General features: G+C 71.1%; 16 protein-coding genes. 10 read left to right on the top strand and 6 right to left on the bottom strand.

What is annotated here, in order from left to right; genetic code table 11:
* The first annotated feature begins 138 nt into the window (after positions 1-138).
* The 4 genes from EBO15_RS02455 to EBO15_RS02440 all read left to right on the top strand — a co-directional run bounded on the left by EBO15_RS02455 (position 139) and on the right by EBO15_RS02440 (position 4,214).
* Complete coding sequence (locus EBO15_RS02455; protein WP_199744289.1) at positions 139-1,239, top strand: tyrosine-type recombinase/integrase; 1,101 nt, start codon at positions 139-141, stop codon at positions 1,237-1,239.
* The gene (locus tag EBO15_RS02450) at positions 1,239-1,574 is read left to right on the top strand and encodes a helix-turn-helix domain-containing protein (RefSeq protein WP_122192632.1); all 336 of its coding nucleotides are present in this window, start codon (positions 1,239-1,241) and stop codon (positions 1,572-1,574) included. The genes EBO15_RS02455 and EBO15_RS02450 overlap by 1 nt, the downstream gene beginning before the upstream one ends.
* Entirely contained in the window at positions 1,571-3,358 is a 1,788-nt protein-coding gene (locus EBO15_RS02445) for a hypothetical protein (RefSeq protein WP_122192631.1), read from the top strand. Before EBO15_RS02450 ends, EBO15_RS02445 begins: the two co-directional genes overlap by 4 nt.
* Positions 3,359-3,629: 271 nt before the next feature.
* Positions 3,630-4,214, top strand: coding sequence for a LysE family translocator (locus EBO15_RS02440; protein ID WP_122192630.1), 585 nt, complete (start codon positions 3,630-3,632; stop codon positions 4,212-4,214).
* A 54-nt stretch (positions 4,215-4,268) separates the two neighbouring features.
* Here the strand turns inward: EBO15_RS02440 and purL are convergent, their stop codons facing one another.
* The 4 genes from purL to purS all read right to left on the bottom strand — a co-directional run bounded on the left by purL (position 4,269) and on the right by purS (position 9,671).
* Positions 4,269-6,458: a phosphoribosylformylglycinamidine synthase subunit PurL gene (gene purL, locus EBO15_RS02435; protein ID WP_233615892.1), complete on the bottom strand. Its 2,190-nt coding sequence runs from the start codon at positions 6,456-6,458 to the stop codon at positions 4,269-4,271.
* A gap of 1,172 nt (positions 6,459-7,630) precedes the next feature.
* On the bottom strand, positions 7,631-8,311 hold the full coding sequence (purQ, locus tag EBO15_RS02430) for a phosphoribosylformylglycinamidine synthase subunit PurQ (RefSeq protein ID WP_122192629.1): 681 nt from the start codon (positions 8,309-8,311) through the stop codon (positions 7,631-7,633).
* A 119-nt stretch (positions 8,312-8,430) separates the two neighbouring features.
* Positions 8,431-9,009, bottom strand: a complete 579-nt coding sequence (locus EBO15_RS02425) for an ATP-binding protein (protein ID WP_158628104.1) — start codon at positions 9,007-9,009, stop codon at positions 8,431-8,433.
* A gap of 419 nt (positions 9,010-9,428) precedes the next feature.
* Positions 9,429-9,671 carry a phosphoribosylformylglycinamidine synthase subunit PurS gene (gene purS, locus EBO15_RS02420; RefSeq protein ID WP_122192627.1) on the bottom strand — a complete coding sequence of 81 codons (243 nt, stop codon included), beginning with the start codon at positions 9,669-9,671 and terminating at the stop codon, positions 9,429-9,431.
* Between the two features lie 113 nt (positions 9,672-9,784).
* On the opposite strand from purS, the gene EBO15_RS02415 reads away from it, so the two are divergent.
* The gene (locus EBO15_RS02415) at positions 9,785-11,398 is read left to right on the top strand and encodes a hypothetical protein (RefSeq protein WP_122192626.1); all 1,614 of its coding nucleotides are present in this window, start codon (positions 9,785-9,787) and stop codon (positions 11,396-11,398) included.
* A 65-nt stretch (positions 11,399-11,463) separates the two neighbouring features.
* On the top strand, positions 11,464-13,155 hold the full coding sequence (locus EBO15_RS02410) for a plasmid pRiA4b ORF-3 family protein (protein WP_199744287.1): 1,692 nt from the start codon (positions 11,464-11,466) through the stop codon (positions 13,153-13,155).
* A 37-nt stretch (positions 13,156-13,192) separates the two neighbouring features.
* Here the strand turns inward: EBO15_RS02410 and EBO15_RS02405 are convergent, their stop codons facing one another.
* The gene (locus tag EBO15_RS02405) at positions 13,193-13,444 is read right to left on the bottom strand and encodes a DUF397 domain-containing protein (RefSeq protein ID WP_122192625.1); all 252 of its coding nucleotides are present in this window, start codon (positions 13,442-13,444) and stop codon (positions 13,193-13,195) included.
* A 14-nt stretch (positions 13,445-13,458) separates the two neighbouring features.
* Positions 13,459-14,340 (bottom strand): helix-turn-helix domain-containing protein, encoded by an 882-nt coding sequence (locus EBO15_RS02400; RefSeq protein ID WP_122192624.1) that lies wholly within the window; start codon positions 14,338-14,340, stop codon positions 13,459-13,461.
* 160 nt (positions 14,341-14,500) lie between these two features.
* On the opposite strand from EBO15_RS02400, the gene EBO15_RS02395 reads away from it, so the two are divergent.
* The 4 genes from EBO15_RS02395 (at position 14,501) to EBO15_RS02380 (ending at position 19,522) form a co-directional block, all read left to right on the top strand.
* A complete protein-coding gene (locus EBO15_RS02395; RefSeq protein ID WP_122192623.1) occupies positions 14,501-15,304 on the top strand; it encodes an ATP-binding protein in 804 nt (267 codons plus the stop codon).
* Between the two features lie 60 nt (positions 15,305-15,364).
* The gene (locus EBO15_RS02390) at positions 15,365-16,948 is read left to right on the top strand and encodes a P-loop NTPase family protein (protein ID WP_199744286.1); all 1,584 of its coding nucleotides are present in this window, start codon (positions 15,365-15,367) and stop codon (positions 16,946-16,948) included.
* A gap of 451 nt (positions 16,949-17,399) precedes the next feature.
* The gene (gene pdhA / locus EBO15_RS02385) at positions 17,400-18,536 is read left to right on the top strand and encodes a pyruvate dehydrogenase (acetyl-transferring) E1 component subunit alpha (protein WP_122192621.1); all 1,137 of its coding nucleotides are present in this window, start codon (positions 17,400-17,402) and stop codon (positions 18,534-18,536) included.
* A complete protein-coding gene (locus EBO15_RS02380) occupies positions 18,533-19,522 on the top strand; it encodes an alpha-ketoacid dehydrogenase subunit beta (RefSeq protein ID WP_122192620.1) in 990 nt (329 codons plus the stop codon). Before pdhA ends, EBO15_RS02380 begins: the two co-directional genes overlap by 4 nt.
* Positions 19,523-19,524: the final 2 nt, after the last annotated feature.

Genomic DNA, 19,524 nt, shown 5'->3' with positions numbered 1-19,524 from the left:
TCGACTGTCTGTGTGAGGTGCTCCGAGGCTGTCGTGTGGTCCGGGTGGATGGCTGCTGACCTGCTGTTTCCCGCTTCACCTGAAGGGATCTCGCATCAGATGCGAGCATGTCGCGTCTGATGCGAGGTGGTGTTTGGGGTGAAACGGGTTTCTGTTGAGGGTGCGGCGCACCTGGTGCTCGCGGACGGCGTGGCGCCGTTGCATCCACAGGAAGCGGTGTTCGTGGCGATGCTGACGGGTTGGGAGCGGCAGCAGAGGGCGAGGTTGCTGGCAGCTTCGTCGATCACGACGCGGGTGGCCCTGGTGCGCCGGTTCGCGGCGTTCACCGGCACGCCGCCGTGGGAGTGGCTACCCGGGGACGTGGAGGATTGGGCGACGGAACTGTTGTCGTCGCCGGGACCGCTGGCAAGGTCGACGGTCCGGAACTACCTGAACCAGATCGCGATGTTCTGCGACTACCTGACCGACGCCCGCTACGGGTGGGGTGAGCAGTGCATCGAGTACTTCGGGACGCACCCGGTGCAGATCTGCCACGAGGACAACATGCCGTCGCATTCGGCGCCCTATGAGGGACGGCCGGAGGTTCGGGCACTGACCCGCCGGGAACTGCAGGACTTCTTCGACCACGCAGACGAGCAGGTGCTCCGGGCCCGTGCTTCGGGCCGGAAGGGCTGGTTGCCGGCGTTCCGCGACGCGACACTCTTCAAGGTGATCTACGGGTGGGGGCTGCGTCGCCGCGAGGCCGGGAACCTGGATCTCGCGGACTTCTCTCGCAATCCCAAGGCCCCGGAGTTCGGCCGCTACGGCGCCTGTTATGTGAGGTTCGGGAAGGCGGTGAAGGGGTCGCCGCCGCGCAGACGCACAGTGTTGACGGTCTGGGACTGGTCGGTTGAGGCCGTCGCCGAGTACGTCGAGGAGGTCCGGCCGCTGTTCGGGGTCGGGAGACGGCAGCTTCTGTGGCCCTCCGAACGGGGCGGACGGGTCACCGGGCGGCACATCACCCGCCGGTTCGCCGAGTACCGGGACGCGCTCGGTCTGGAAGAGGCGCTGCATCCGCACTGCCTGCGGCACTCCTACATCACGCATCTGATCGAGGACGGCGCCGATCCGTTCTTCGTTCAGCGGCAGGTCGGGCACGCGTGGGGGTCGACGACCGCCATCTACACCCATGCGGGATCGGACTTCATGAACAATGCCCTGCGAGAGGTCCTGGACGCCGGGCTGAGGGGAGCGGACTGATGCCGACGATCCGCTACCGGTGGCATCTACGGGAGCTGATGGCCCGCCGCGGCATGTTCAACACCACCGACCTGGCACCGCTGCTGGCCGAACGCGGCATCGAGATGTCGGCCTCGCAGGTCCACCGGCTGGTCACAGGCACCCCCGAGCGTTTGAACCTGCAGGTGTTCGCCGCGCTCTGCGACATCCTGGACGCCACCCCGGCCGAGTTGTTCGAGCCGGTCGTCCTCGCCGGGGCCCGGCGCAAGACCGCCGAACAGGCCGGGCCGCTGCCCGCCCCTTCGGGTGAGGTCCGCCGCCCGCGCCGGGCCCGGATCGTCCCCGACGAGCCGTGACCCGGCGGCGGGGGCGGTGCGCCGACTGCGGCCGGGAGGGTCTGACGATCACCGGGCCCCGCCCGGACGGCGCGGGGGTCTGTGGTGCCTGCTACCGCGTCCATCGGCCCAAGGCCCGCTGCGAGGAGTGCGGTGCACTCCGTTTCCCCGCCGTTCGGGCGAACGGCCGGTCGGGCAGTCCCCACACCCTGTGCTCCCGCTGCTACCGGGCCAAGCGGCCCCAACGCGTCTGTGACGGCTGCGGACGCCTCCGGAAGATCAACTCCGGGCGGGTCGGGCACGCCGAGCTCTCGCTCTGCACGACCTGCTACATCCGCTGGCAGTCCCCGGTCACCTGCGGAAAGTGCGGGCAGCTCGCGCCGCCGGCGGCGGTCCCGGGCGGCCGGACCGGCACCGCCCTGATGGTCTGCGCCCGCTGCTATGAGCCACCCGAGCGGCCCTGCGGGGTCTGTGGCCGCACTCGACGGACCTCGGCCAAGGCCACCGCCGACCACCCTGACCTCTGCCTCACCTGCAACCAGGCCGCCACCGTCACCTGCCGGGCCTGCGGGCGGACGGCCCGCGGCAGGCGCACCGGCCTGGACGGCAGGCCGGGCTGCTTCGCCTGCATCCTCGCCGACCGCCTCACCCACCAGCTCACCGGGCCCGACGGCCGGATCCTGCCCGCGCTGCTGCCGCTCCGCGAGGCGATCCTGGCCACCGGCAACCCCCAGGCCGCGCTCTCCAACCTGGGCCGCAGCAGCAGCCGAGCCCACCCCGTCCTGACCGATCTGGCGGCCGGACGGCTGCCACTCACCCACGCCGCCCTCGACAGCCGCGGCACCAGCCGCTCCATCGACTACCTGCGCGTCCTGCTGGTCGCCGCGGGCGCCCTGCCCGACCGCGACGAGCACCTGCACCGGCTGGAAACCTTCGCCCGCACACTCACCACCGCCGCCCACCCCGACGACCGGCAACTCATCGCGCTGTTCGCCCGCACCCACGTGCTGCGCCGCCTGCGCCGCAATCTCGACGGCGCCCCCCTCCAGCCCGGGCCCGCCTACCGGGCCCGCGCCGAACTCGCCGCCGCCAGCCACTTCCTCACCCACCTACGCCACCAGGACCGCACCCCGGCCACCTGCCGCCAGAGCGACCTCGACGCCTGGCTCGACGAGACCCGCCGCGCCGACAGCACGCGCGCCTTCTGGTCCTGGGCCACCCGCACCCACCACATGCCGAACCTGGACATCCCCACCAAGACAGGCACCGAGCCGTCCCACTTCACCCCCGACGACCACCGATGGGCCCTGGCCCGCCGCATGCTGGCCGACGACACCATCCCCGACGCCGACCGGACCGCCGCCCTGCTGATCCTGCTGTTCGCCCAACACCTCACCACGATCAGCCGCCTCACCCGCGGCGACCTCCACCACACCCCCCAAGGCACCACCGAACTGACCCTGGGCCCCACCCGCGTCGTCCTGCCCGAGCCCCTCGCCGACCTGATCAACCGACTGCCCACCCCACGAGCAGACCGGACCGCCGACCACCTTCACAACCACGACTGGCTGTTCCCCGGCCGCCACCCCGGAAAGCCCCTCCACCCCACCAGCCTGGCCCGCCGCCTCACCACCCTGGGCATCGACCCGCGCCCCGACCGCAACGCCGCCCTGCTGGACTACGCCCGCCAACTCCCCCCACCCGTCATCGGCCGGCTCCTCGGCCTCGCCCCCGGAACCGTCGACCGCTGGGCCACCATCGCCGGCGGCAAATGGGCCCGCTACACCCCACCCCGCCCCACCTGAGACGATCTACCCCAACAACCAACCCCACCGCCCCACAAGACCAGAGTGGCCCCAGAGACTCAGCATTCACACACTCTGAATATGTCTCTCCGCCACTCCCGGCCGCGACGCTGCCTGGACGGGCTGGGCGCGTTCGCCGCCAGGCCCGGCTCCGGGAGATCCGGTTCGTGGTGCGGGAGGCGATCGGGAACCTGCGGTACGACGGGCGGTAGTCTGGCCGTCCGTGGCAATTTCTACTGCTCTGTGGTCTTTCGCCGTAGTCGCCGGGTTGATGACGCTCACGCCCGGCCTCGACACGGCCCTGATCCTCCGGACCGCCGCGCTCGGGCAGCGGCGCCGCGCCTGGGGCGTCGTCCTCGGCATCCAGACCGGGACGCTCCTGTGGGGCGCGTTCGCGTCCCTCGGCGTCACCGCGCTGCTCACCGCGTCCCACCTCGCCTACACGACGCTGCGCCTCGTCGGCGCCGCCTACCTCGTCTGGATGGGCCTGCGCATGCTCTGGACGAGCCTGCGGCGCCTCCCGGACGCCCTGGCCGCCGAGGCCGGGGCCGAGCCCGACCGGCTGCGCGACGGCTGGCGGCGCGGCGCCCTCACCAACCTGCTCAACCCCAAGGTCGGCGCGCTCTACATGGCGCTGCTGCCGCAGTTCATCCCGGCGGACGTCCCGCATCTTCCGTTCGGGATGGCGCTGGCGAGCATCCACGTCGCGTTCGGGGTCGTCTGGTCGGCCGTCCTCGTCACGTTCGCGCACGCGCTGCGCTCGTGGCTCGCCAAGCCGTCCGCGCGCAGGCTCATGGACCGGATCACCGGCGGCGTCATCGCCGCCTTCGGCCTCCGCCTCGCCTTCGGCGAATAGCGGGAGGAAGGGAGAAGCCCCGGACCGTCGGCCCGGGGCTTCTCACCTGCTCTGTCAGCTCGCGTAGCTGGGCAGGGTGCGCTCGTGCGCCTCGCGGAGCTCGGCCAGGGAGATCGAGAAGACCTCCTGCTGGTCGCCTCCGTTGACGGTGAGCGAGTCGCCGCCGACGACGCCGAGCTGGCTCACCGGGACGCCCGCCTGCTCGCACAGCGCGGCGACGCGGGCCTCCGCGCCCGGACGGATCGCCACGACGGCGCGCGCGACCGACTCGCTGAACAGCTGGACGAACGCGTCGCCGTGCAGCGTGACCTGCGCGCCGAGGCCGCCGCGGAGGCAGGACTCGACGAGCGCCTGGGACAGGCCGCCGTCCGACAGGTCGTGCGCCGCGGCGAGCAGGCCGTCGCGGGCGGCGGCGACCAGCACGGACGCCAGGGCGGCCTCGGCGGCCAGGTCCACCTTCGGCGGCAGGCCGCCCAGGTGGCCGTAGACGACGTGCGCCCATTCGGACCCGCCGAACTCCTCGCGGGTCTCGCCGAGCAGCGCGAGCGTCGCACCCTCGGTGACGAACGCCATGTTCACCCGGCGGCGGACGTCGTCGTGGACGCCGAGGACGCCGATCACCGGGGTCGGGTTGATCGGCTGGTCGCCGGTCTGGTTGTAGAACGAGACGTTCCCGCCGGTGACCGGGGTGCCGAGGTAGCGGCAGCCGTCCGCGAGGCCCTCGACGGCCTGCGCGAACTGCCACATGACGCCCGGGTCCTCCGGCGAGCCGAAGTTCAGGCAGTTCGTCACCGCGAGCGGGCGGGCGCCCGTCGCGGCCACGTTCCGGTACGCCTCGGACAGCGCGAGCTGCGCGCCCGCGTACGGGTCGAGGCGGGTGTAGCGGCCGTTGCCGTCCAGGGACAGCGCGATGCCGAGCCCGGACGCGTCGTCGATGCGGACGACGCCCGCGTCCTCCGGCATCGCCAGGACGGTGTTGCCGAGGACGTACCGGTCGTACTGCGAGGTCACCCAGGCCTTGCTGGCCAGGTTCGGGGACCCGGCGAGCCACAGCACCGTCCGGCGGATCTCCTCGCCGTTGGACGGCCGGGTCAGCCGGCCCGGCGTGTCCGACTGGAGCGCGGCCAGGTCGGCGGGCAGGGCGATCGGACGCTCGTAGACGGGGCCCTCGTCGGCGGCGGTGCCGGGCGGGATGTCCACGATCGTCTCGCCGCGCCAGGTCATGACGAGGCGTCCGGTGTCGGTGACCTCGCCGATGACCGTCGCGGGGATCTCGTACTTGGCGCAGATCGCGAGGAAGGCGTCGACCTTGGCGGGCTCGACGACCGCCATCATCCGCTCCTGCGACTCCGACATGAGGATCTCTTCGGCGCGCAGGCGCTGGTCGCGCAGCGGGACGGCGTCGAGGTCGACCTTCATGCCGCCGGTGCCGGCGGCGGCGAGCTCGGTCGTCGCGCAGGACACGCCCGCGGCGCCGAGGTCCTGGATGCCGACGACCAGGTCCGCCCGGAACAGCTCCAGGCAGCACTCGATCAGCAGCTTCTCCATGAACGGGTCGCCGACCTGGACGCTCGGCCGCTTGGCCTGGGACGCGTCGTCGAAGTTCGCCGAGGCGAGGACGGACGCGCCGCCGATGCCGTCCGGGCCGGTCATGGCGCCGAACAGGATCACCTGGTTGCCGGGGCCGGGGGCCGCGGCGAGCTTGATGTCCTCGTGCTTCATCACGCCCACGCAGAGCGCGTTGACCAGCGGGTTCGCGGCGTAGCAGGCGTCGAAGACGGTCTCGCCGCCGATGTTGGGCAGGCCGAGCGAGTTGCCGTAGCCGCCGACGCCCGCGACCACGCCCGGCAGGACGCGGTGGGTGTCGGGGGCGTCGGCCGGGCCGAAGCGCAGCGCGTCCATGACGGCGACGGGCCGCGCGCCCATCGACATGATGTCGCGGACGATGCCGCCGACGCCGGTCGCGGCGCCCTGGTAGGGCTCGACGTAGGACGGGTGGTTGTGCGACTCGACCTTGAAGGTGACGGCCCAGCCCTGGCCGACGTCGACGACGCCCGCGTTCTCGCCCATGCCGACGAGCAGCGCGTCGGTCTGCGGGGCCTTCTCGCCGAACTGGCGCAGGTGCACCTTGGACGACTTGTAGGAGCAGTGCTCCGACCACATCACCGAGTAGATCGCCAGCTCGGCGGAGGTCGGGCGGCGGCCGAGGATGTCCCGGACGCGCCGGTACTCGTCCTCGGCCATGCCGAGCTCGGCCCACGGCTGCGGCTTGTCGGGCGTCCGGACCGCGATCTCGACGGTGTCGGTGCCCGGCTCGGGCTCGAACCGGCGGACGGGCTCGGAGCGCGGCGGCTCGGGCGGGGTCGGCCCGCCGGCCTCTCCCGGGCCCTGCGCCATCGCGGCGAGGGCGGCGGTCGGGCTCGCGGCCGGGTCGCCCGGGACGGCGGCCTGCGGGCCCGTGTTCGCGGCGATGTGGGCCTGCGGGCCGCTGTCGGAGCCGATCGCGGGCTGCGGCCCGGTGTTCGGACCGACCGAGGGCTGCGGGCCCGTGGCGGAACCGAAGGACGGCTGCGGGCCGGAGCCCGCTCCGCCGGCGGTCAGCGGCGACGCGTCGAGCCCCGCGGTGGGCAGCGGGCCCGTGTGCGACGCGACGTTCTGCCCGGCAGCCGCGAAGGCGTCCTGCCCGCCGGGTGCGAAGGCGCCCTGCCCGGCGGGCGGGAAGGCGTCCTGACCGGTGGGCGCGTAGGTGTCCTGCGGGCCGAAGCCCTGGCCGAGGGCCTGCGCGCCGGAGTCGAAACCGGACCCGAAGGTCGGCTGCTGCGGAGCGGCCGGAGCCGGGGCCTGGGGGGCGCCGTTCCCGGTCGCGGACGCGGCGAACAGCGCGGCGGCCTGCGGGTCCGGGAAGATCACGGCCTGCGGGCTCGCGCCCGGGACGGGCGAGACCCGCGGGGACGCGACCGGCGCCGCCTGCGAGCCGGAACCGCCGTGCGGCACGGCGCCCGGGCCGGACACGGCGGACCGCCGGCCGGACGCGTTGTGCGCGGCCGCGGCCGGCTCGTCGAGACCGGGGACGGGCACGTCGGCGGCCTCGTCCAGCATCGCGCGGACGAGGTCGGGGTCCGGGGTGGCGGGGGGCGGGGGCAGCGGGGTGTCGTCGGACGGCTCGTCCGCGGCGAAGGTCTGCGGGGCCGCCTGCTCGAGCGGCGCTCCCGGGGGCCGCTCGTCGCTCGGCACGCCGGGGATCGGGCCGGTGGGGGGCGCGGCGTCGGCCTCGTCCACGACCGCCTTGAACGCCTGCGTCACCGACGGGTCGACGGGCTGCAGCTCGGGGTCGTCGGAGTCGTCCTTGAGGTCGGCGAACCACTCGAGGGTCGCCTCCTCGTGGCTCGCGCCGGACTTGTCGGGGCGCTGCTCGCTCATGCGTTGACCAGTCTCTTGACGATCGAGGTGAAGAACCCGAGGCCGTCGGCGGACGGCCCGGTGAGGGACTCCACGGCGTGCTCGGGGTGCGGCATGAGGCCGACCACGTTCCCGGCCTCGTTGGTGATGCCCGCGATGTCGTTCTGCGAGCCGTTCGGGTTCACGTCGAGGTAGCGGGCCACGATCCGGCCGGACGCCTCCAGCTCGGCGACCGTGTCGGCGTCGGCGACGTAGCGCCCGTCCGCGTTCTTGATCGGGATCACCACCTCCTGGCCGGACCGGTACTCCGAGGTCCAGGCGGTGTCCGCGTTGTCGATGCGGAGCCGCTGGTCACGGCAGACGAAGTGGAGTCCGGCGTTGGGCAGCAGCGCTCCGGGCAGCAGGTGCGACTCGCACAGCACCTGGAAGCCGTTGCAGATGCCGAGCACCGGCAGGCCGCTCCGAGCGGCCCCGACCAGCTCCGTCATGATCGGCGCGAACCGGGCGATGGCGCCCGCTCGCAGGTAGTCCCCGTAGGAGAATCCTCCCGGCAGCACGACCGCGTCGACCCCTTGCAGGTCGTTGTCCGCGTGCCACAGTGCGACCGGTTCGGCTCCCGCGAGCCGCACGGCCCGCGCGGCGTCACGGTCGTCGAGAGAACCAGGGAAGGTGATGACCCCAACCCGGGCAGCGTCCATCTCTTGTCATTCCTCCGAAATGAGGGCGGCCGGGACGGGCGGTTCCAGCCCTGGGCTGCAGCTCTTCGCCGCCGTTCACTCCCGCGCGCGCGTCACAATCCCCCCGCGCGTGTCCCAATCTACCCGGCGCTGCGTGCGAGGCGGTGCTCCAGTCGTCGGATCAGCGCCTCGTCTCGCCAGGTCAGCCGCTTGTGCATCTGGACGACGGTGCCCCGGTCGGGAGCGGATTCGATGCTCAATTCGTCGACCAGGGCCCGCATGATCCTAAGTCCGCGCCCAGACTCGCGCAAAGCCCCGGGGTCGAACGGTCCGCCCGACGCGTCGAACGGCCCGGGACCGTCGAACGGCCCGGCCGCCTCGAACGGCCCTGATTCGTCGAACGGCCCGGATTCGTCGTAGGGGACGGGTTCCTCACAGGGGGCGAGGGCGGCGGACGCGTCGAACGGCCCGGACGCGCCGGACGAAGGGGACCCGCCGTCCGCGGCGGGGTCGGGGGCCTGCCGGGGGCCGCGCCCCCAGTCGAGGATGCGCAGGAGGCAGACACCGCCCGCGACGTGCCCGATCACCTCGTAGTCGGTGCTGTTGCGGGCGTGCTGGACGACGTTGGTGCACGCCTCGGACGTCGCGACGAGGATGTCGGACACGCAGTCCTCGGAGACGCCGAGCCCGCGCAGCGCGTCCCCGACCACCCGTCTCACGACGGGGATGCTCAGGGCTTCTCGGGGCAACGCGAGGGAGAACTTCATGTCCACCGGGCACCTCGGTCCGTCCCCCGGGCCGCTTCCCGCCGTGCGCGGACTCGGCCCGGAGAGCGCGCTCGCTGGCAACGTCTCGACTCATGTAAGGCTTCCCCGGTGAAAAGCACCGTAATCGCCAGGGTGTCAGGTCTTTACGTGACGTAAGCGTGAGACGAAGGAAAAGTCTGATCGACTTATCGGTGCCGCCGGTTTGTGGAACGCGCCACATTTCCGGTCAGGGGCCGTCCCGAAGGTGACCGACCGCTCTCGCGGACCGTCCGGGCGGACCCGCCCGGACGCACTCCGGACCGCCCGCCCACCGGCCCCACCTGCCGGTTCCGGGCGCGGCGGGGATGCCCCGCCGCGCTACCGGCCGCGCGTCAGAGCGCGTGGATCTCGAAGGTCTCGATGACCGGGTTCGCCAGCATGGTCTCCGCGATCTTGCGGACCTCCTCCAGCGCGGCCTCATCGGCCGGGCCGTCCAGTTCCAGCTCGAACCGCTTGCCCTGGCGGACGGCCGCCACGCCCTCGAAGCCCAGCTGCGGGAGCTTGCGGGCGATCGCCTGGCCCTGCGGGTCCAGGATTTCCGGCTTGAGCATGACGTCGACGACGACGCGCGCCACGACCGCCCCCCTCGTTGATCTGCGCCTACCTACGAAAGTGAAGCGTACGGCACCATGGCAGGGCACATGCCGCAAGGCAGCCCCCGAACGCCCCCCGTCTCCCAGGAGCGCCCATGAACATCGAGGAGTTGTCCCCGGCGGAGCTCAAACTGTGGGAGGCGTTCCCGCGCGGCGAGGCGGTGGACCTGAGCGCGGGCGACCCGACCGTCAGCGACCAGGTCGCCCACTGGGGGCCGGACCGGACCGTCCGGGCGGAGGTGCTGGTGGCGCTGCTGCTCGGCGCGGTCGAACCGTCCCCGGGGCAGGTGCCGGGCGTGCGGCTGTCGGGCGCGCGGATCACCGGGTCGCTGAACCTCGGGCACGCGCAGGTGTCGGTGCCGCTGGCGCTGACCGGCTGCGTGTTCGACGAGGCGCCGCACCTGTACTGGGCGCAGATGAACAGCGTCCACCTGATGCGCTGCCGGCTGCCGGGGCTGGTCGCGTCCGGGACGCGGATCGACGGGCACCTGTGGCTGGAGGGCAGCCGCGTCCACGGCGGGCTGTGGCTGGACGGGGCGCACATCAGCGGCATCCTCAACATGTCCGGCGTGTACCTGACCAACCCGCAGGGCGACGCACTGCTCGCCGACCGGATGCTCGTGGACGCCAACGTCTACTGCGACCGGGGGTTCACCGCGCAGGGCGAGGTGCGGCTGCCGGGCGCGCGGGTCGGCGGCCAGCTGATCTTCCGGGAGGCGCGGCTGCACAACCCGGGCGGCGTCGCGCTGTACGCGTCCCGGCTGGACGTCGCGGCGAACGTGTTCTGCGACGGCGGCTTCTCGGCGCAGGGCGAGCTGCGGATGCGCGGCGCGCGCGTCGGCGGTTACCTGTCGTTCGTGGGCGCCGAGCTGTCCCACCCGTCCGGGACGGCCCTGAACGCCGACGACCTGGGCGTCGAGACCGACGTGTACTGCTCGGACGGCTTCGCCGCGGACGGGACGGTGTCGTTCGCCGGGGCGCGCATCACCGGCCAGCTGAGCCTGCGCGGCGCCCGCCTGGGCGTCAAGGAGGGGACGGCGCTCAGCCTCCAGCGCCTCCAGGCGGAGGAGGTGCTGCTGCGGCCGACCGAGCCCGTCCGCGGCACCGTCGACTTCTCCTACGCCAAGATCAGCCTGTTCCGCGACGACCCGCGGACCTGGCCCGAACGCCTCCAGCTGGACGGCTTCCAGTACGACAACCTCGACCCGGCCCTCAACGCGCGGCAGCGCCTGGACTGGCTGCACCGCGACACCGACGGCTACGCCCCGCAGCCCTACGAGCGGCTCGCCACCGCCTACCGGACGCTCGGCCTCGACGCCGACGGACGGGCCGTCCTGCTGGCCAAGTCCCGCGACCGGCGCGCCTCGCAGGGCCCGGCGCGCAAGGCGATCGGCTGGCTCCAGGAGGCCCTGGTCGGCTACGGCTACCTGCCGTTCCGCGCCGCGTCCTGGCTGATCGGCCTGATCGTCTTCGGCTCCCTCTACTTCCACTTCCGCCACCCGCCGGCGCTGGACACCGGCCAGAACCCGCACTTCAACTCGCTCTGGTACACGGTCGACCTGATCCTCCCGATCGGGAACATCGGCCTGACCGTCGAGTACGCGCCCAAGGGCGTCGACCAGTGGGTCGCCTACACGATCTCGATCCTCGGCCTCGTCCTCGGCTTCACCGCCGCCGCCGGAATCACCCGAGCCCTCTCCCGCGAGTGACACGACCGGGCCGCCCCGGTCCGACTATCGTCGGATCGCCCGCACCCGGCCCGAAAGGTTCCGCGTTGGTCGACTGGAAGCGCGCCGGCGATCTCAAGGAGTCGCTGGTGGAGTTCGGCATGTCACCCAGGTTCGAGAGCGAGTTCTCGGACCTGGTCGCCCAGGCTTTCCCGGACGGGACCGCCGACGAGGCCGCCTTCGACGTGCTGCTCGACGCGTTCATGCTCCAGCACGAGCTCCGGTCGGGGCGAACGGTGGTCGAGGAGTTCGTCGCCGACCATCCCGACCTTCCGGACGACGAGAAGCGGACGCTGCTGGGCTGGCGGGACGTCGTCCAAAGCGTCTTCGAGGTCACGGAGAAGCGGGGCGACCGCGTGACGCTGGTCGACCTCGCCGACCAGCGCGCCTATCCGACCCTGTCGAACATGGGCCGGGACGGCCTGAAGCCCTTCCGCAAGGGGAAGTTCGCGATCGGCCGGATCGTCCCGCTGGGCGACGCCTGGATGCTGTCGGGCCCGACCGAGCTCCTCCCGCCGTCCGCGCGGGCCCTGGCGTTCGCCATGGCCACGATGCCCCCGGCCTTCCCCGAGGAGGCCCTCCACGCCCCCGAACGGCAGGCAAAGGCGCCGCACACCCCCGCCGAGCAGCACGAGGCGTTCGTCGAGGAGTTCGGCACCGATCTGATCGTCGTGCCCGGGCCGCAGGTGGACGAGGTCCTGCGGCGGCTGTACGACCGCATCGCCCTGCGAGCGGACCCGGAGGCCGGGCCGTCCGACGTCCCCGCCCCTGACCTCCCGGATTTCCTGCTGGACTCCGAAGGCGTGGGGATCCACTCCCTCCAGGGCGCGGGCGTCGCCCTCTACCCGGACTACCACCTGGCCGAGGCGGCGTTCGCCGATCCCGCCCTCGTCGCCCGCCGCCGCCCCCGCGAGACGCTGACCGAGCTGCTGGAAGACCCGGAGATCCCTCCGGACGCGCTGCGCCGCCTGGCGGACCGCGCGCCCGACGCGGCGAGCAAGATCTTCGCGCGGCTGCTGAAGCGCAAGGGCTTCTCCTGGCCGGACGAGGGCGAGGAGCTGCTGCGCGAGTACAAGCCGGACCACTTCGAGGACGACGCCCAGACGCCTGGGACGGTCGTCCTGTCGCCGGAGACCGGCGAGAACCTCCCCGATTCCGGCGGCGCCGTGCCGTCCCCGACCGTCCATCGGATCAAGGTGTCGCTGGCCGGTGCGCGCCCGCCGATCTGGCGGCGGCTCGAAGTCCCCTCGGCCATTCGCCTGCGCGACCTGCACCTGGTATTCCAGACGGCGTTCGCCTGGGAGAACTACCACATGTGGCTCTTCGAGACCCCTGCGGGCGACTTCGGCGTCCCCGACCGGGAGCTGGGCCACCGCAACGCCGCGGCCGTCAGGCTCGACAAGATCGCCCCACATCCCCGGGACGAGTTCGCCTACGTCTACGACTTCGGCGACGACTGGGGGCACAAGGTCCTCGTCGAGGCCGTCTCCCCCGCCGAACCCGGCGTCGCCTACCCCCGCTGCCTCACCGGCCGCCGAGCGGCCCCACCCGAGGACTGCGGCGGAATCTGGGGCTACGCGGACCTGCTGGACGTCCTCGCCGACCCCGAACACGAGAACCACCAGGACATGCTCGAGTGGCTGAACCTGGACTCACCGGACGACTTCGACCCGGCGGCCTTCGACGCCGCCGAGATCAACCGGGAACTCTCCGAAGGCACCCCGACACCCCGGCACTGAACAGGACGCCCACCACCCGGCCCGGCGGACGGCCCGGTCAGCGCAACCTCACCTGCCCAAGCAGCCCCCGGAACGACTCGACGTCGACCGAAAGCACCGGCCCACCCGGATCCTTCGAATCCCGAACGGCCAGCCCCTTCGAGCCAGCCGCCCCAGCGACCTCCACGCAGTTCGCCCCCTCGGCCGAGTGGGAGCTGCGTCGCCAGGCGTCCTGAGTTACCTCGATGCAGTTCAAGGAATCCCCTGAGTAGGAACTGCGCGTCCAGCCAGAAATGATCACATGTCCCATATGTGGAAATACTGTCACCCCGATGAGGCTCCAGCCAGGTCCGCAATGAATTCCCGCGACTCATCCACACCGATCGCGCTCATGGCGAGCTGATTGAACGCCAGCGAGTAGTGGTAGACGTGCCGGTCGTTCTCCTCGTACAACGCGCTGGTCAATCCGTCGAGGTAGACCACGTCAGGCATGTGGGCATCCGCGAAGTCCATGATCGCGAACGTGCCGGTGACCGCCGCGTGCGCTCCCGCCTCGAAAGGGAGGACCTGGAGCATGACGTTGGGCAGGTTCGCCACGTCCAACAGGGCCTCGTACTGCTTGCGCATCACCTCAGGACCCCCGACCTGCCGACGGAGTGTCCCTTCATCAAGGATCGACCACAGCCTCAACGGTTCGGGTTCACGATCATCCAGCACGCGCTGGCGAACTCGCCGGACATCGATCCGCCGCTCGATCGCCGTCTGCGTCCCGAACTGCATCATGCCCACACGGCAGACCTCACCCGTGTACTCGTCCGTCTGCAAGAGACCGTTGATCACGAGGCCGTCGAAGCAGCGGAGCGATCTCGCCTCCGCCTCCAGGCGGATGTAGGTCGTGTAGTCGCTGTGGATCGTGTCGGCATACGCATCCCACCAGCCGCGTTGGCGCGCGCCACGCGCCAACGCCTGTAGCCCTTCACGGCGTTCCGGAGGCACCTCATAGAGGTCCAGCAGCTGGTCCAAGTCCTGCGACTTGATGCGCTGCGCCGCCCGTTCGATGCGAGAAAGCTTCGCGACCGACCAACGCCCTCCGCCGCTCGAATGAAGCGCGGCCACCACCTCATCGAGATTCAGCGTCGCACGCTCGCGGAAGAGCCGCAGTTCGGACGCCAGCCGCCGGGTCCGGATCGTTGGGCGATCGGTCATGCACCCAGTGTGCACACTCGTCCAGCAGCCGCGCAGGCGATCCTCCGGACGAGCGGCCACCGACATGAGAATTATCGGTTCTGATTGCACGAGAACAGCCAGCGGGCCATCATGCAGGAGACATAGCTGTCCGTAGTCAAACGATCACGAAGGTGATGCCATGTGGGCTTCTGAGGGGCGGGCCGCCGCGCGGCGGAGGGCGGCGGACGCGGTGGCCGGAGGCGAGTGCGTGGCCTGGGTCCTGCCCCCGGACGAATCGTGCGCCGGACAGGCGCGGCGGTACGTCCGGGAGGTCATGTCCGAACTCGGGCTTCCGAACGGGACGGTCGATGACGCCTGCACCGCCGTCTCAGAGATCGCGACGAACGTCTACGTGCACACCTACGGCCGCCGCGCACCCATCGTCACCGGCCCGGTCGGCCTGCCGGAGATCTACCTCTACCTCCGCAACGGACGCAGCGAGCTGATCACCAAGATCTTCGACACGTCCCCCTGGCGCGGCCCACTGCTCAGGGAACCCCGCCTCTCCGACCTCGACGCCGAATGCGGGCGGGGCCTCGGGATCGTGGACGCACTCGCGCAGGAGCACCGGGGCGTTTGGGGCGTCCATCGGACGACCGCCCGGCTCGGCGGCGTCGCCGTCCCCGGCAAGGCCGTCTACTTCGCCCTGCCGTTCACGCCCAGCGTCCCCGCCCCCTTCGTGCCGCAGCAACCGATCGACTGCCGTGGAGCCGCTCGGGCACTGGAGAACGAGCTGCTCGCGCGGGGCGTAGGACCGATCCATCGCTGCGAGGGATGGAACATGGCGGTCCTGTCCATCCGTCCGGAGATCACCCTGTGGGCGAGAGCCGGTGGCCTGCTCCTGACGACGCCCCACACCGGCACCGTCCGCTACCCCCTGGAGGACGTCGCCGAACTGGTAGAGGTCATCGTCCAGTGCAACGAAGACCTCAATGCGCGATGAGGTCCGCGGAACCCGAGCAAGCCACCAGCCGCGCTCACTGTGACGGGTAGCGTACAGAGCGTGAAATTCTTCAACGTCGCGGGTCCGTGCCGTCCCGACCGGCACTACATGCTGCCACCGGAGCCACGTCTCCCCGAGGCCCGCGAGTTGATCGAGGAAGGTCTGTACTTCGTCCTGCACGCGCCCCGGCAGACGGGGAAGACCACAACGCTCTCCTCCCTCGCGCGCGAACTGACCTCCGAGGGCCGGTACCTGGCCATCCACTTCTCTTGCGAGAACGCCAGGGTCGCGGGAGACGACTACGCCGCAGCCGAGGAGATGGTCCTCGATGCGATCCTCGACGCCTGCGGCACGTTGGAGGTTCCGCCCGACTGCCTGCCGCCCTCTCCCTGGCCTGACGCAGTGCCCGGCGTGCGGGTTCAGGTCGCGTTGAGGGCGTGGGCGCGGCGTTCGCCTCGACCGCTGGTTCTGTTCTTCGACGAGATCGACGGGTTGACCGGGGCGGGTCTGGTCAGTGTGCTGAGTCAGCTCCGTAACGGATATACGACGAATTCGGCGGTGTTTCCACATTCAGTAGCGCTCTGCGGAATGCGGGACGTCCGTGATTACAAGATGGCCTCAGGCGGAGATCCCACAGGGGCGCGGAGCACGAGCCCCTTCAATATCAAGGCTGCGTCGCTGCTGCTCAGCGACTTCACTTTCGGCGAGGTCGCCGACCTTTACGGCCAGCACACCAAGGAGACCGGGCAGGAGTTCGAGGACCAGGCCGTCCAGCGTGCCTTCGAGGCCAGCCAGGGACAGCCCTGGTTGGTGAACGCGCTGGCCCGGCACATCACGCGTCACATGCGGGTACCGCTGTCCGAGCCGATCACCGACGCTCACATGGACGAGGCGGTCGAGCGGCTCATCCTTGAGCGCGCCACCCATCTGGACTCGCTGGTCGATCGGCTCGAGGAGCCTCGGGTGCACCGGGTGATCGAGCCGATCCTGGCCGGGACGAGCCTTCCGCTGGACGAGCGGTACAACGACGACCTCTCTTTCGCCCGCGATCTCGGCCTGGTGTCCCGGGGGCGACCGGTCCAGATCGCCAACCCCATTTACCAGGAGGTCATCGTCCGGGTGCTGTCGCAAGGGGTGGAGACGACGATCGACGCGGACCCGCGTGCCTTTCTCCTCCCGGACGGGCGGCTCGACATTCCCCGCCTTCTCACGGAGTTCGTCGCTTTCTGGAAGGCCAACGGGGAGATCCTGGACAAGCGCGAGACCTATCACGAGTTCGCCTGTCAGCTGGTCTTCATGGCGTTCCTCCAGCGGGTGGTGAACGGCGGCGGCTTCATCGACCGCGAGTACGCCGTCGGGCGCGATCGCGTGGACATCGCCGTCCGCAAGCCTCACCTGGACGAACAGGGACGCCGTGCCGTCCAGCTTTCGGCGTTCGAGCTCAAGGTCCGGACGGACAAGTCCGGTGACCAGGTCGACAAGGGCCTCGCCCAGCTGGACGGCTACCTCGACAGCCTCGGCCTCGACACGGGCACGCTCATCGTCTTCGACCGGCGCGGGAGCGCCGCGCCCATCGTCGACCGCACCTCGATCGGCCGGTCCACGTCTCCCTCCGGCAGGGTCATCACCCTCATTCACGCCTGACGCGCCGGTCCGGCGGCTGATCTCCGTCCTGCCAGACGGCCACCCGCTTCATCCGTCCCGCCCTCGGCAGCCGTCCGGGGGCGGGACGTTCGTTGGGCCCACCTGAGCGGGGCCGTCGGCCGCTGCCGCGCGGGGGCCGGGGCCCTTAGCGGTCTTGCTCAGGGGTTCTGGGGTGCTTTCGGGCTGTCGGATCTCTCGGGCCGTCCGCGGGGGCGTTCGGGGTGGGGTCGGCACGTTGGGGGTCGATGTCGTCACCTGGGGTGGTTGTCGGGTGATGGACGGCCGGGTGGGGGTAAGGAAACCCGTAAGCAGGGTCTTGCGTTCTTAGGTGTGATGTCTGCCACGATGGCATGAGCGGCATTCGTCCCCTTTTACCCGGGGGAAGAAGGCCACTGAGGTCGGTCGGTTCGCGGCGATCCCGGGGGCCGGCCCCGAACGAGGAGTGTCATCAATGACGATCGACTCCGTGCGCGGCGCGCCGGGCAGCGGCGAGCTCGCCGACTCCGAACTCGTGCAGTTGCTCACCCCGGAGGGTGAGCGCGTCGACCATCCCGACTACCCGCTGGACATCACGGCCGAGGAGGTGCGCGGGCTCTACCGCGACCTGGTCACCGTCCGGCGGATCGACCTGGAGGCCGTGGCCCTCACGCGGCAGGGCGAGCTCGGCATCTGGGCGTCCCTGCTCGGCCAGGAGGCCGCGCAGATCGGCTCCGGGCGGGCGCTGACCGGCAACGACATGGTGTTCCCGACCTACCGGGAGCACGCCGTCGCCTACTGCCGGAACGTCGAGCCGCTCAAGCTGCTGGGCCTGTTCCGGGGCGTCAACCATGGCGGTTGGGACCCCAAGGAGCACGGCTTCCACCTCTACACCATCGTGATCGGCTCGCAGACTCTGCACGCCACCGGGTACGCGATGGGCATCCAGAGGGACGGCGTCCTCGGCAGTGACAAGGCGGGCGCGACCATCGCCTACTTCGGCGACGGCGCGACGTCCCAGGGCGACGTGAACGAGTCGTTCGTGTTCGCCAGCGTGTTCAACGCGCCGGTCGTGTTCTTCTGCCAGAACAACCAGTGGGCGATCTCCGAACCACTGGAGAAGCAGTCCCGCATCCCCCTGTACAAGCGCGCGCAGGGCTTCGGGTTCCCCGGCGTCCGGGTGGACGGCAACGACGTGCTCGCCTGTCTCGCCGTCACGCGGAAGTCCCTCGCGCACGCGCGCGACGGGCAGGGCCCGACGCTGATCGAGGCGTACACGTACCGGATGGGCGCCCACACCACGACGGACGACCCGACCCGGTACCGCCTCAAGGCCGAGGAAGAGGCCTGGAAGGCCAAGGACCCGATCGAGCGCGTCAAGAAGTACCTGGTCAAGGAGGGCGAGGCGGACCAGGCGTTCTTCGACGAGGTCGAGGCCGAGGCCAAGAAGATGGCGACCGAGCTGCGCAAGGCGTGCCTGGCGCTGCCCGACCCCGAACCTCTGGCGATCTTCGAGCACGCGTACGCCGAGCCGCATCCGCTGCTCACCGAGGAGCAGGAGCAGTTCGCCGCCTACCTGGCGTCGTTCGAGGAAGAGGGGACGGCCCGATGAGCGCGGAGAACATCGCCCTGGCCAAGGGCATCAACCACGGCCTGCGCAAGGCCATGGAGAACGACCCCAAGGTCGTCGTCATGGGCGAGGACGTGGGCAAGCTCGGCGGCGTGTTCCGCGTCACCGACGGCCTGCAGAAGGACTTCGGCGAGGAGCGGGTGATCGACACGCCGCTCGCCGAGTCCGGCATCGTCGGCACCGCGATCGGGCTGGCGCTGCGCGGCTACCGGCCCGTGGTCGAGATCCAGTTCGACGGGTTCGTCTTCCCCGCCGTCGACCAGATCATCACGCAGCTGTCGAAGATGCATCTGCGGTCGCTCGGCACGACACAGGTGCCGGTCGTGATCCGGATTCCGTGTGGCGGCGGCATCGGCGCGGTCGAGCACCACTCCGAGTCGCCCGAGGTGTACTTCACGCACACGGCCGGGCTGCGCGTCGTCGCCTGTTCGAATCCCGGCGACGCGTTCACCATGATCCAGCAGGCGATCTCCTCCCCCGACCCGGTGATCTTCTTCGAGCCGAAGCGCCGCTACTGGGACAAGGCCGCGGTCGACCTCGAGGCCGCCCCGTCGAGCTGGACGCCGCTGTACGACGCGCGCGTCGTCACGCCGGGCGAGCACGTGACCGTCCTCGCCTGGGGGCCGTCGGTGAAGACCTGCATGGAGGCGGCCGCGGCGGCCGCCGAGGAGGGGCGCTCCATCGAGGTCATCGACCTGCGCTCCCTGAACCCCCTGGACATCGACACGATCACCGCGTCGGTGAACCGGACCGGCCGGTGCGTGGTCGTCCACGAGGCCCCGGTGTTCAGCGGCTTCGGCGCGGAGCTCGCGGCGCGGATCACCGAGCGCTGCTTCTACCGGCTGGAGGCGCCGGTGCTGCGCGTCGGCGGGATGTCCACGCCGTACCCGCCGTCCCGGCTGGAGGACCACTACCTGCCCGATCTCGACCGCGTCCTGGACGCCGTCGACCGGACGTTCGGCTGGTGACT

The sequence above is a fragment of the Actinomadura harenae genome (assembly GCF_003696215.1).
GTDB lineage: Bacteria > Actinomycetota > Actinomycetes > Streptosporangiales > Streptosporangiaceae > Spirillospora > Spirillospora harenae.
This window is presented reverse-complemented; position numbering and strand designations above follow the sequence as displayed.

Bases quoted from the DNA above. Each gene is read 5' to 3' on its own strand.
- EBO15_RS02450 (WP_122192632.1), top strand. From the start codon at position 1,239: ATGCCGACGATCCGCTACCGGTGGCATCTACGGGAGCTGATGGCCCGC.
- EBO15_RS02440 (WP_122192630.1), top strand. From the start codon at position 3,630: ATGACGCTCACGCCCGGCCTCGACACGGCCCTGATCCTCCGGACCGCC.
- purL (WP_233615892.1), bottom strand. From the start codon at position 6,458: ATGGCCGAGGACGAGTACCGGCGCGTCCGGGACATCCTCGGCCGCCGC.
- purQ (WP_122192629.1), bottom strand. From the start codon at position 8,311: ATGGACGCTGCCCGGGTTGGGGTCATCACCTTCCCTGGTTCTCTCGAC.
- EBO15_RS02415 (WP_122192626.1), top strand. From the start codon at position 9,785: ATGAACATCGAGGAGTTGTCCCCGGCGGAGCTCAAACTGTGGGAGGCG.
- EBO15_RS02405 (WP_122192625.1), bottom strand. From the start codon at position 13,444: ATGGGACATGTGATCATTTCTGGCTGGACGCGCAGTTCCTACTCAGGG.
- EBO15_RS02400 (WP_122192624.1), bottom strand. From the start codon at position 14,340: ATGACCGATCGCCCAACGATCCGGACCCGGCGGCTGGCGTCCGAACTG.
- EBO15_RS02395 (WP_122192623.1), top strand. From the start codon at position 14,501: ATGTGGGCTTCTGAGGGGCGGGCCGCCGCGCGGCGGAGGGCGGCGGAC.
- pdhA (WP_122192621.1), top strand. From the start codon at position 17,400: ATGACGATCGACTCCGTGCGCGGCGCGCCGGGCAGCGGCGAGCTCGCC.
- EBO15_RS02380 (WP_122192620.1), top strand. From the start codon at position 18,533: ATGAGCGCGGAGAACATCGCCCTGGCCAAGGGCATCAACCACGGCCTG.